At 56.5% G+C, this 12897-nt stretch carries 10 protein-coding genes; all 10 read left to right on the plus strand.

The genetic code is table 11. The features are described 5' to 3' along the window. Window position 1: 1 nt before the first annotated feature. The 10 genes from D5066_RS19720 (at window position 2) to galF (ending at window position 12585) form a co-directional block, all read left to right on the plus strand. Window positions 2-481, plus strand: a complete 480-nt coding sequence (locus D5066_RS19720) for a GDP-mannose mannosyl hydrolase (RefSeq protein ID WP_119917000.1) — start codon at window positions 2-4, stop codon at window positions 479-481. Continuing rightward, window positions 478-1701 (plus strand): colanic acid biosynthesis fucosyltransferase WcaI, encoded by a 1224-nt coding sequence (wcaI, locus tag D5066_RS19725; RefSeq protein ID WP_119916969.1) that lies wholly within the window; start codon window positions 478-480, stop codon window positions 1699-1701. The genes D5066_RS19720 and wcaI overlap by 4 nt, the downstream gene beginning before the upstream one ends. A gap of 3 nt (window positions 1702-1704) precedes the next feature. Next, window positions 1705-3141, plus strand: a complete 1437-nt coding sequence (cpsB, locus tag D5066_RS19730) for a mannose-1-phosphate guanyltransferase (protein WP_119916970.1) — start codon at window positions 1705-1707, stop codon at window positions 3139-3141. A 109-nt stretch (window positions 3142-3250) separates the two neighbouring features. After that, a complete protein-coding gene (gene cpsG / locus D5066_RS19735) occupies window positions 3251-4621 on the plus strand; it encodes a colanic acid biosynthesis phosphomannomutase CpsG (RefSeq protein WP_119916971.1) in 1371 nt (456 codons plus the stop codon). A 97-nt stretch (window positions 4622-4718) separates the two neighbouring features. After that, on the plus strand, window positions 4719-6113 hold the full coding sequence (wcaJ, locus tag D5066_RS19740) for an undecaprenyl-phosphate glucose phosphotransferase (protein WP_080329669.1): 1395 nt from the start codon (window positions 4719-4721) through the stop codon (window positions 6111-6113). A gap of 1 nt (window position 6114) precedes the next feature. Further along, window positions 6115-7593 (plus strand): colanic acid undecaprenyl disphosphate flippase WzxC, encoded by a 1479-nt coding sequence (wzxC, locus tag D5066_RS19745; protein ID WP_023312393.1) that lies wholly within the window; start codon window positions 6115-6117, stop codon window positions 7591-7593. 17 nt (window positions 7594-7610) lie between these two features. Next, window positions 7611-8891, plus strand: coding sequence for a colanic acid biosynthesis pyruvyl transferase WcaK (wcaK, locus tag D5066_RS19750; protein WP_119916972.1), 1281 nt, complete (start codon window positions 7611-7613; stop codon window positions 8889-8891). Further along, window positions 8888-10108, plus strand: coding sequence for a colanic acid biosynthesis glycosyltransferase WcaL (gene wcaL / locus D5066_RS19755; RefSeq protein WP_119916973.1), 1221 nt, complete (start codon window positions 8888-8890; stop codon window positions 10106-10108). Before wcaK ends, wcaL begins: the two co-directional genes overlap by 4 nt. Before the next feature lie 12 nt (window positions 10109-10120). Beyond that, window positions 10121-11512 (plus strand): colanic acid biosynthesis protein WcaM, encoded by a 1392-nt coding sequence (gene wcaM / locus D5066_RS19760; RefSeq protein WP_080329666.1) that lies wholly within the window; start codon window positions 10121-10123, stop codon window positions 11510-11512. Between the two features lie 176 nt (window positions 11513-11688). Next, complete coding sequence (gene galF / locus D5066_RS19765; protein WP_080329665.1) at window positions 11689-12585, plus strand: GalU regulator GalF; 897 nt, start codon at window positions 11689-11691, stop codon at window positions 12583-12585. Window positions 12586-12897 lie beyond the last annotated feature (312 nt).

Raw genomic sequence — 12897 nt, forward strand, 5'->3', positions numbered from 1 at the left:
GATGTTTTTAAGTCAGGAAGATTTTGCCACGGTAGTGCGTTCCACTCCGCTCATCTCAATTGATTTGATCGTGGAGAACGAACGCGGCGAGTTCTTGCTGGGGAAACGAACCAACCGTCCTGCACAGGGCTTCTGGTTCGTGCCCGGCGGGCGCGTGCAGAAGGATGAGACGCTTCATGATGCGTTTGAGCGTCTCACTCTGGCGGAACTGGGTCTGCAGCTGCCAATGGCAGCAGGCCAGTTTTACGGGGTCTGGCAGCACTTCTATGACGATAACTTTTCAGGTACCGGGTTCTCCACACACTACATCGTGCTGGGGTTCCGCCTGAAGGTGAGTGAGGCAGACCTGCGTCTGCCTGATTCTCAGCATGACGACTACCGCTGGCAGACGCCAGAGGCGTTGCTGGCCAGCGACAATGTGCACGACAACAGCCGTGCCTATTTCCTGGCCGATCGTCAGGCCGGGGTGCCGGGCTTATGAAGATCCTCGTATACGGAATTAACTACTCGCCGGAGCTAACCGGCATCGGGAAATACACCGGCGAGATGGTGGAGTGGATGGCGAGCCAGGGACATGACGTGCGGGTCATTACCGCGCCGCCGTACTACCCGGAGTGGAAAGTCGGGGAGCGCTACTCAAGCTGGCGCTACCGTCGCGAAGAGGGTACAGCGACCGTCTGGCGCTGCCCGCTGTATGTCCCTAAGCAGCCCTCGACGCTGAAACGCTTACTTCATCTGGGCAGCTTTGCCCTGAGCAGTTTTTTCCCGCTGATGGCGCAGCGTCGCTGGAAGCCGGATCGCATCATCGGCGTGGTGCCGACGCTGTTCTGCACGCCGGGCATGCGCCTGCTGGGCAAACTCTCCGGCGCGCGCACGTTGCTGCACATTCAGGATTACGAAGTCGACGCGATGCTGGGCCTGGGGATGGCAGGCAAAGGCAAGGGCGGCAAAGTGGCGAAGCTCGCCAGCGCCTTTGAGCGCAGCGGCCTGCATAACGTGGATTACGTTTCGACTATCTCGCGCTCGATGATGAACAAGGCGCAGGAGAAGGGCGTCCCGGCGGAGAAAGTCATTTTCTTCCCGAACTGGTCCGAAGTGGCGCGTTTTCGCGATGTGACAGAGCAAGACGCTCAGACGCTCCGCGACCAGCTTGGTTTGCCTGAAGACCAAAAAATCATTCTTTACTCAGGCAACATCGGCGAAAAGCAGGGGCTGGAGAGCGTGATTGAAGCGGCCCAGCAGCTGAGAGAACAGCCGTGGACGTTTGTGATTGTCGGGCAGGGCGGGGGAAAAGCGCGGCTGGAGAAGATGGCAAGCGTTCGCGGTCTGACCAACGTGAAGTTTTTCCCGCTGCAGTCTTACGACGCGCTGCCTGCGCTGCTGAAGATGGGCGACTGCCATCTGGTGGTGCAAAAGCGCGGCGCGGCGGACGCGGTGCTGCCGTCCAAGCTGACCAACATTCTGGCAGTGGGCGGTAACGCGGTGATTACGGCAGAAGCCGAAACAGAATTAGGCCAGCTGTGTGACAGCTATCCGGGGATTGCCGTGTGCGTGGAGCCGGAATCGGTCCCGGCGCTGGTCACCGGCATTGAACAGGCGCTAGCCATGCCAAAAGTGAACACGGTGGCACGTGAATATGCCGAACGCACGCTCGAGAAAGAGAACGTGCTGAGCCAATTTATTGCAGATATACGGGGATAAATCATGAGTCAAACCACTTTGTATCCGGTTGTGATGGCTGGTGGCTCTGGTAGCCGGTTGTGGCCGCTGTCCCGCGTGCTCTATCCAAAACAGTTCCTCTGCCTGAAAGGGGATCTCACCATGCTGCAGACGACGGTAAACCGTCTGCATGGCGTGGAGTGTGAAAGCCCGGTGGTGATTTGTAACGAACAGCACCGCTTTATCGTTGCCGAGCAGCTGCGCCAGCTGAACAAACTCACCGAAAATATTATCCTGGAGCCTGCTGGCCGTAATACCGCGCCTGCGATCGCCCTGGCGGCGCTGGCGGCAAAACGCAGCAGCCCTGACTGTGACCCGCTGATGCTGGTCCTGGCGGCAGACCACGTTATCCAGCAGGAAGACGCGTTCCGCGACGCGGTGCGTGCGGCCATTCCTTACGCCGAGAGCGGCAAGCTGGTGACCTTCGGCATCGTGCCGGATCTGCCGGAAACTGGCTATGGCTACATCCGGCGCTGCAGCGTGACGCCGGGTGAAGGCGACAGCGTGGCGTTTGACGTGGCGCAGTTTGTTGAAAAACCGAATCTCGAAACCGCGCAGGCCTACGTTGCCAGCGGTGAATATTACTGGAACAGCGGGATGTTCCTGTTCCGCGCCGGACGCTATCTTGAAGAGCTGCGCAAATACCGCCCGGATATTCTTAACGCCTGCGAAAAAGCGATGGCGGTGGTGGACCCGGATCTCGACTTCATCCGCGTGGATGAAGAGGCGTTCCTCGCCTGCCCGGAAGAGTCCATTGACTACGCGGTGATGGAACGTACGGCAGATGCCGTCGTGGTACCGATGGATGCGGGCTGGAGCGATGTGGGCTCCTGGTCCTCCCTGTGGGAGATCAGCGCCCATACCCCGGAGGGTAACGTCCATCACGGCGATGTGATTAGTCACAAAACGGAAAACAGCTACGTTTACGCCGAGTCCGGCCTGGTGACCACCGTCGGGGTGAAGGATCTGGTGGTTGTCCAGACCAAAGACGCGGTGCTGATTGCCGACCGTAATGCCGTGCAGGACGTTAAAAAAGTGGTGGAGAAGATCAAGGCGGACGGTCGCCACGAGCACCATATTCACCGCGAAGTCTACCGTCCGTGGGGGAAATATGACTCCATTGACTCCGGTGACCGCTATCAGGTGAAACGCATCACCGTGAAGCCGGGCGAGGGGCTGTCGGTGCAGATGCACCATCACCGCGCCGAACACTGGGTGGTGGTGGCGGGTACCGCTAAAGTCACTATCGACGGTGAAGTCAAACTGCTGGGCGAAAACGAGTCCATTTATATTCCACTGGGCGCCACACACTGTCTGGAAAACCCGGGGAAAATTCCGCTCGACTTAATTGAGGTGCGCTCCGGCTCGTATCTGGAAGAGGATGACATTATCCGCTTCCAGGACCGTTACGGGCGAGTGTAAACCTTTGCTTCATGCCCGGTGGCGCTGCGCTTACCGGGCCTACGAATGACAAAAATAAATTTGGCCATTAAGTGGTCAGGGCCAACTGTTGCCTGAAAAAGGGGTCATCATGGAAAAGTTAACCTGTTTTAAAGCCTACGATATTCGCGGCAAGCTGGGCGAAGAGCTGAATGAAGACATCGCGTGGCGTATTGGCCGCGCATACGGCGAATATCTGAAGCCACAAACTATCGTGCTGGGCGGCGACGTGCGTCTGACCAGCGAGTCCCTGAAGCTGGCGCTGGCAAAAGGGCTGCAGGACGCGGGCGTGGACGTGCTGGATATCGGCCTGTCCGGGACCGAAGAGATCTATTTTGCCACCTTCCACCTGGGCGTGGACGGCGGTATCGAAGTCACCGCCAGCCATAACCCGATGGACTACAACGGCATGAAGCTGGTGCGCAAGGGTGCCCGTCCGATCAGCGGCGACACCGGCCTGCGAGACGTGCAGTGCCTCGCGGAAGCCAACGACTTCCCGCCGGTGAACGAGGCGAAGCGCGGCAGCTATAAGCAGATCAACCTTCAAAAAGAGTACATCGACCACCTGCTGGGCTACATCAACGTGGCGAACCTCAAGCCGCTGAAGCTGGTCATCAACTCCGGTAACGGTGCCGCTGGCCCGGTTGTTGATGCTCTTGAAGCGCGCTTTAAGGCGCTGAACGTGCCGGTGACCTTCATCAAAGTACACAACACCCCGGACGGCAACTTCCCTAACGGTATTCCTAATCCGCTGCTGCCGGAGTGCCGCGACGACACCCGCAACGCGGTGATTGAGCACGGTGCCGATATGGGCATCGCCTTTGATGGCGATTTCGACCGCTGCTTCCTGTTCGACGAGAAAGGGCAGTTCATCGAGGGGTACTACATAGTCGGCCTGCTGGCGGAAGCATTCCTCGAGAAAAACCCGGGCGCGAAGATTATTCACGACCCGCGCCTTTCCTGGAACACGGTTGACGTAGTGTCCGCGGCGGGCGGCACGCCGGTGATGTCCAAAACCGGCCACGCCTTCATCAAAGAGCGCATGCGCGAAGAAGACGCCATTTACGGCGGTGAGATGAGCGCCCACCACTACTTCCGCGACTTTGCCTACTGCGACAGCGGGATGATCCCGTGGCTGCTGGTCACCGAGCTGCTGTGCCTGAAGGGGCAGACCCTGGGCGAGCTGGTGCGCGACCGCATGGCGGCATTCCCGGCGAGCGGGGAGATCAACAGCAAGCTGGCGCAGCCGGCCGAGGCCATTGCCCGCGTGGAGCAGCACTTTGCCATTCACGCGCTGGAAATTGACCGTACCGACGGCATCAGCATGGCGTTCCCGCAGTGGCGCTTTAACCTGCGCTCGTCCAACACCGAGCCGGTGGTGCGCCTGAACGTGGAATCCCGCGCCGACACGGCGCTGATGGAAGCCCGAACGAAGGACATTCTGGCGCTGTTGAATCAGTAATACGAAAACCTGAAGTCTGCCCTCACCCCGGCCCTCTCCCCAGAGGGGGAGAGAGTTAGGGTGAGGGGTAAGGTTTTGGTTGAATAAAGGAACAACGATGACGAATCTAAAAAAACGCGAACGAGCGAGAACGAATGCATCGTTAATCTCTATGGTGCAGCGTTTTTCTGATATCACCATCATGGTCGGTGGATTGTGGGCGGTGTGTCGGATCAGCGGGCTGCCGTTCTTATACATGCATCTGCTGATGGCACTGATTGCGCTGGTCGTGTTTCAGATGATCGGCGGGATGACCGATTTCTACCGCTCGTGGCGCGGCGTGAAAATGACCACCGAACTGATGCTGCTGCTGCAGAACTGGACCCTGAGCCTGATCTTCAGCGCAGGCCTGGTGGCGTTCAGCCATGATTTTGACAACCGCTTCGTGACTTATCTCTGCTGGTACCTGTTAACCAGCGTCGGCATGGTGGTGTGCCGCTCTCTGATCCGCTTCGGTGCGGGCTGGCTGCGTAACCGCGGCTATAACCGTCGCTTCGTGGCGGTGGCGGGCGATCTGCCGGTCGGGAAGGTGCTGCTCGACAGCTTCCGCAAAGAGCCGTGGTTAGGGTTTGAAGTGGTGGGGATTTACCACGACGCGAAGCCGGGCGGCGTGCCGTCGGACTGGGCGGGCAATTACGCGCAGCTTATTGAAGATGCGAAGGCCGGCAAAATTCACAACGTCTATATCGCCATGCAGATGAAGGACGAATCCCGCATCAAGCAGCTGATGCGCGAGCTGGCGGACACCACCTGTTCGGTGATCCTCATCCCGGACGTCTTTACCTTCAACATCCTCCATTCACGCATTGAAGAAGTAAACGGTGTGCCGGTGGTACCGCTGTATGACACGCCGCTGTCGGGTATTAACCGCGTGCTCAAGCGCGTGGAGGATATCGTGCTCTCTTCGCTGATTTTACTGCTTATTTCCCCGGTGCTGTGCTGCATTGCCCTGGCGGTGAAGCTGAGCTCTCCCGGCCCGGTTATCTTCCGTCAGACCCGCTACGGCATGGACGGTAAGCCGATCATGGTGTGGAAATTCCGCTCCATGAAGGTGATGGAAAACGACAAGGTGGTGACCCAGGCGACGCAGAACGATCCCCGCGTCACCCGCGTGGGGAACTTCCTGCGCCGCACTTCGCTTGACGAGCTGCCGCAGTTCATCAACGTCTTTACCGGCGGCATGTCGATTGTTGGCCCGCGTCCACACGCGGTGGCGCACAACGAGCAGTACCGCTCGCTGATTGAAGGCTACATGCTGCGCCATAAGGTGAAACCGGGCATTACCGGTTGGGCGCAGATCAACGGCTGGCGCGGCGAAACCGACACGCTGGAAAAAATGGAAAAACGTATCGAATTCGATCTGGAGTACATCCGTGAATGGAGTATCTGGTTCGATATCAAGATTGTTTTTCTGACCATCTTCAAAGGTTTCGTGAACAAAGCGGCGTACTAAGATGAGCTTACGTGAAAAAACCATCAGCGGGGCGAAGTGGTCAGCGATGGCGACCATCGTCATCATTGGCCTCGGCCTGGTGCAGATGACGGTGCTGGCGCGCATTATTGATAATCACCAGTTCGGCCTGCTGACTGTCTCGCTGGTGATTATCGCGCTGGCCGACACGCTGTCTGACTTTGGTATCGCCAACTCCATTATCCAGCGTAAAGAGATTAGCCATCTCGAGCTGACCACGCTCTACTGGCTGAACGTTGGGCTGGGCATTTTCGTGTTCGTGCTGGTGTTCCTGCTGAGCGACACCATCGCCAGCGTGCTGCACAACCCGGATCTGGCTCCGCTGATGCGCACGCTGTCGTTTGCTTTCGTGGTGATCCCCCACGGACAGCAGTTTCGCGCGCTGATGCAAAAAGAGCTGGAGTTCAACAAAATCGGCATGATTGAAACCAGCGCGGTGCTGGCGGGCTTTACCTTCACCGTGGTGAGCGCCCATTTCTGGCCGCTGGCGATGACCGCCATCCTCGGTTATCTGGTGAATTCTGCCGTGCGTACGCTGCTGTTCGGCTACTTTGGCCGCAAGATTTACCGTCCGGGGCTGCACTTCTCTCTCGCATCCGTTTCATCCAATCTGCGCTTTGGCGCGTGGCTGACGGCGGACAGCATTATCAACTACGTGAACACCAACCTCTCGACGCTGGTGCTGGCGCGCATCCTGGGCGCGAGCGTGGCGGGGGGCTACAATCTGGCCTATAACGTCGCGGTTGTTCCTCCTATGAAGCTGAACCCGATTATCACCCGCGTGCTGTTCCCGGCGTTCGCCAAGATTCAGGACGACACCGAGAAGCTGCGCGTCAACTTCTACAAGCTGCTCTCCGTGGTGGGGATCATTAACTTCCCGGTGCTGCTGGGGCTGATGGTGGTGTCCAGTAACTTCGTGCCGCTGGTGTTTGGCGAGAAGTGGAACGGCATTATCCCGATCCTGCAGCTGCTGTGCGTGGTGGGGCTGCTGCGCTCCGTGGGGAATCCGATTGGTTCTCTGCTGATGGCGAAGGCGCGCGTTGATATCAGCTTTAAGTTCAACGTGTTCAAAACCTTCCTGTTTATTCCGGCGATTATCGTTGGCGGGCATATGGCGGGCGCCATCGGCGTCACGCTGGGCTTCCTGCTGGTGCAGGTAGTCAACACCGTTCTGAGCTACTTCATCATGATCAAACCGGTGCTGGGCTCCAGCTACCGTCAGTACATCCTGAGCCTGTGGCTGCCGTTCTATCTCTCATTGCCGACCCTGGCGGTGAGCTACGGCCTGGGCATTATCCTCAGCGGGCATCTGCCGCTGGCCGCGCTGCTGGCGGTGCAGGTTGCCGCGGGCGCGCTGGCCTTTGGCGTGATGATTGTGCTGTCGCGCAACGCGCTGGTGGTTGAGATGAAGCGCCAGTTTTGCCGTAACGAAAAAATGAAAACGCTGCTTCGCGCAGGCTAGTTCTTTAAGAGGCCATTATGAAATTATTAATTCTTGGCAACCATACCTGCGGCAACCGTGGCGACAGCGCCATCCTGCGCGGTTTACTGGATGCAATTAACACCCTTAAGCCTGAGACTGAAGTGGACGTGATGAGCCGTTATCCGGTCAGCTCATCCTGGTTACTGAACCGCCCGGTGATGGGCGACCCGCTCTACAGCCAGATGAAACAGCACAACAACGCCGCGGGCGTGATGGGGCGCGTGAAAAAAGTGCTGCGCCGTCGCTACCAGCATCAGGTGCTGCTTTCCCGCGTGACCGACACCGGCAAGCTGCGCAACATCGCAATCGCGCAGGGCTTTACCGATTTCGTGCGTCTGCTGTCTGGCTATGACGCGATTATTCAGGTCGGCGGATCGTTCTTCGTCGATCTCTACGGCGTGCCGCAGTTTGAGCATGCGCTGTGCACGTTTATGGCGAAAAAGCCGCTGTTTATGATCGGCCACAGCGTCGGGCCATTCCAGGATCCGCAGTTTAACCAGCTGGCGAACTACGTGTTCGGCCACTGTGACGCGCTGATCCTGCGTGAATCGGTCAGCCTCGAGATGATGAAGCGCAGCGAAATTGACACCTCGAAAGTTGAACACGGCGTGGACACCGCCTGGCTGGTGGATCACCAGGACGATAATTTCCAGCCGAGCTACGCGGTACAGCACTGGCTCGACGTGGCGGCGAAACAGAAAACCGTCGCGATTACCCTGCGTGAACTCGCTCCGTTCGATAAGCGTCTTGGCACCACCCAGGCAGCCTACGAGAAAGCGTTCGCCGACGTGGTGAACCGCGTGCTGGACAGCGGTTACCAGGTGCTGGCGCTCTCAACCTGTACCGGCATCGACAGCTACAACAAAGATGACCGCATGGTGGCGCTGAACCTGCGCAACCTGGTGAACGACCCGTCCCGCTACCATGTGGTGATGGACGAACTGAACGACCTGGAGATGGGCAAACTGCTCGCAGCCTGCGACCTGACCGTCGGCACGCGCCTGCACTCCGCCATTATCTCCATGAACTTTGGCACGCCGGCCATTGCCATCAACTATGAGCACAAATCAGCAGGCATCATGCAGCAGCTTGGCATGCCTGAAATGGCCGTGGATATTCGTCATCTTCTCGATGGTTCGCTCGGTGCGATGGTGGGCGACACCCTGGGTCAGCTGCCTGCCATCAATGAACGCCTGGCGGTAGCGGTGAAAGCCGAGCGCGAGAAGGGGATTGATATGGTGAAATCGGTGCTCGATCGCGTGCGGGAGGGGAAATGAAGGTTGGTTTCTTCTTGCTGAAATTTCCGCTGTCGTCTGAAACGTTTGTCCTGAACCAAATCACCGCGTTTATCGATATGGGATATGACGTGGAGATTATCGCCCTGCAAAAGGGCGACACCCAAAATACCCATGCGGCGTATACCCAGTATGGGCTGGAGGCGAAAACCCGCTGGCTGCAGGACGAACCTTCCGGGAAACTGAGCAAGCTGGGCCACCGGGCGAGCCAGACGTTACGCGGGATCCACCGCGCGTCGACCTGGCGGGCGCTGAATGTTTCCCGCTATGGCTCTGAATCTCGCAATTTAATTCTGTCGGCCATCTGCGGGCAAACGGCGCAGCCGTATCGAGCCGACGTGTTTATCGCCCACTTTGGCCCGGCGGGCGTAACAGCAGCGAAGCTGCGTGAGCTGGGGGTGATTGACGGCAAAATTGCCACCATCTTCCACGGGATCGATATTTCCAGCCGCGAAGTGCTGAACCACTACACGCCGGAATATCAGCAGCTTTTCCGCCGCGGCGACATGATGCTGCCCATCAGCGAACTGTGGGCCGGACGTCTGAAAAACATGGGCTGCCCGGGGGAGAAAATTACCGTGTCGCGTATGGGTGTGGATTTAGCCCGCTTTACCCGCCGCCCGGTTAAGGTGCCGGGGAAACCGCTGCAGATCATCTCCGTAGCACGTCTGACCGAGAAGAAAGGTCTGCACGTGGCGATTGAAGCCTGCCGCCAGCTGAAGGCGCGCGGGGTGGATTTCCACTATCGCATTCTCGGTATTGGGCCGTGGGAACGTCGTCTGCGCACGCTTATCGAGCAGTATCAACTGGAGGATGTCGTGGAGATGCCGGGCTTCAAGCCCAGCCACGAGGTCAAGGCGATGCTCGATGAGGCGGACGTGTTCCTGCTGCCTTCGGTAACGGGCGCCGATGGCGATATGGAAGGCATTCCGGTGGCGCTGATGGAGGCGATGGCCGTGGGGATCCCGGTGGTATCGACGCTGCATAGCGGGATCCCGGAGCTGATCAAATCTGACCATTCCGGCTGGCTGGTGCCGGAGAATAACGCGATGGCCCTTGCGGATCGATTAGCTGCCTTCAGCGACATTGACCAGCAGGCGCTGGAGCCGGTGCTCCACAATGCCCGACAAAAAGTTGAAACCGATTTTAACCAGCAGGTGATTAACCGCCAGTTAGCGAGCCTGCTGCAAACGCTGTAACGCCGAGGTTGTATGCTGAAAAAGATTACCCGACGCACTTTTGTCTCCTCTCTTTCCGTTCTGGCGGCCTCGCCGCTGCTGTCGACCCGCATCGCGCGGGCGGCAAGCGGAAAGACGGTTTCCATTAATCAGTACAATAACAACGACTGGATTGCCGCCTTTAAGCAGGCGTTTAAGGACGGTGATACCGTTGTGGTCCCGGCCGGACTCACCTGTGAAAACATCAATACGGGTATTTTTATTCCCGACGGTAAAACGCTGCTGATCCGCGGGGCATTAACCGGCAACGGACGCGGCCGCTTTGTGCTGCAGGAAGGCTGCAAAGTGATCGGTGAAGGCGGCGGGCGCACGGAGAACATTACGCTCGACGTTCGCGGATCTGACTGTGTGATTAAAGGCCTGGCGATGAGTGGATTTGGCCCGGTAACGCAGATCTACATCGGCGGCAAGAAACCCAGCGTGATGCGCAATTTGCTGATTGATAACATTAGCGTGAGCCAGGCAAACTACGCCATTCTGCGCCAGGGCTTCCATAATCAGGTCGATGGCGCTCGCATCACCAACAGTAAATTCAGCCATCTGCAGGGGGATGCGATCGAGTGGAACGTCGCCATCAACGATCGCAATATCCTGATATCCGATCATGTGATCGACAATATCAACTGCACAAACGGCAAGATCAACTGGGGCATCGGCATTGGCCTTGCTGGCAGCACCTACGATAACGACTACCCGGAAAAGCAAACCGTGAAGAACTTCGTGGTGGCAAATATCACCGGCAGCAACTGTCGCCAGCTGGTGCACGTTGAGAACGGGAAACACTTTGTTATCCGCAATATAAAGGCCAAAAATATTACCCCCGATTTCAGTAAAAAGGCGGGTATAGACAACGCCACGGTCGCCATTTATGGCTGTGATAATTTCATTATTGATAATGTCGACATGGTCAATAGTGCCGGAATGTTAATCGGCTATGGGGTAATTAAAGGCGATTATTTGTCCATCCCGCAGAACTTCAAGCTCAACAATATTCATCTGGATAATCGCCAGCTTGCGTATAAGCTGCGCGGAATACAAATTTCATCCGGTAATGCGACCTCCTTTGTGGCAATCACTAACGTGGAGATGAAGCGAGCGACGCTTGAGCTGCACAACAAGCCGCAGCATCTTTTCTTGCGTAATATCAACGTGATGCAGGAAGCCGCTATTGGCCCCGCGCTGAAGATCAACTTCGACCTGCGTAAAGATGTGCGGGGTAAATTTATGGCCAAAGATGAAACCTTGCTGTCGCTGGCGAACATCAAAGCGGTTAATGAGAAGGGGCAGAGTTCGGTGGATATTGACCGCGTTGACCAGCAGGTAGTGAATGTGGAAAAGTTGAATTTTGCGCTTCCGCACAGATAATCGACAATTTTCTTTTTTGAGACTATTCCTGGCACAGAAGTGTGATCTATTCAGATTACAACTACAGAAATTTGTGGGGCTAAGGCGTAACATTGCCATAGGATTACGGCAAATCATGCTGGCGAAAACAGGTTTAAGAGCTATAATTCGTCAACCATTTTAAGGTGGAAGAAATAATGATTAATTTGAAAGCAGTCATTCCGGTAGCAGGCTTGGGCATGCATATGCTGCCAGCCACTAAAGCCATTCCTAAAGAGATGCTGCCGATCGTCGACAAACCGATGATTCAATATATCGTCGACGAGATTGTTGCTGCAGGGATCAAAGAAATCGTCCTGGTTACCCATTCGTCCAAGAATGCGGTTGAGAACCACTTCGACACCTCTTACGAACTCGAAGCGCTGCTTGAGCAGCGCGTCAAACGCCAGTTGCTGGCGGAAGTGCAGTCTATTTGTCCGCCGGGCGTGACCATTATGAACGTCCGTCAGGCGCAGCCGCTGGGGCTGGGTCACTCTATTCTGTGTGCCCGTCCGGTTGTGGGTGATAACCCATTCATTGTTGTTCTTCCGGACATCATCATCGATACCGCTTCTGCCGATCCGCTGCGCTACAACCTGGCGGCAATGGTGGCACGTTTCAATGAAACTGGCCGTAGCCAGGTGCTGGCAAAACGCATGAAGGGCGATCTCTCCGAGTACTCCGTTATCCAGACAAAAGAAGCGCTGGAGACGGAAGGGCAGGTGAGCCGCATCGTTGAGTTTATCGAAAAACCCGATCAGCCGCAGACGCTGGATTCTGACCTGATGGCGGTTGGCCGTTATGTTCTGAATGCGGATATCTGGGCGGAGCTGGAAAAAACTGAGCCGGGCGCCTGGGACCGTATCCAGCTAACCGACGCGATTGCTGAGCTGGCGAAAAAACAGTCTGTTGACGCGATGCTGATGACCGGTGACAGCTATGACTGCGGTAAGAAACTGGGGTATATGCAGGCGTTTGTTAACTACGGCCTGCGTAACCTGAAGGAAGGACAGAAGTTCAGAAGCCGGATTGAGAAGCTGCTGGCTAACGACTGATATTCCTGCCACGGCCTGAACAAACGGCAGTTATCATTTTGGAATGTTGAGACATAACCAAAATGATAACTGCCGTTTTTTGTTATTAATTTTAATGATTACATAGAGTTATCTGATTCAAATCTCAGCAGCTTTGTAGCGATTTGTGCTTGTTTCTGAGGTCGTTTAGGACGACAATTAACGCCAGTTTTTGTCTGTATCCAGACAAGAAAAATCATTTAATCAAACATCGCTCAGTGCACTGGTAGCTGTTAAGCCAGGGGCGGTAGCGTGCTCAATTTCTGAAACCGTCAATAAATGCTCCGGTTTCAG

This window comes from Enterobacter chuandaensis, from assembly GCF_003594915.1.
Classification (GTDB): domain Bacteria; phylum Pseudomonadota; class Gammaproteobacteria; order Enterobacterales; family Enterobacteriaceae; genus Enterobacter; species Enterobacter chuandaensis.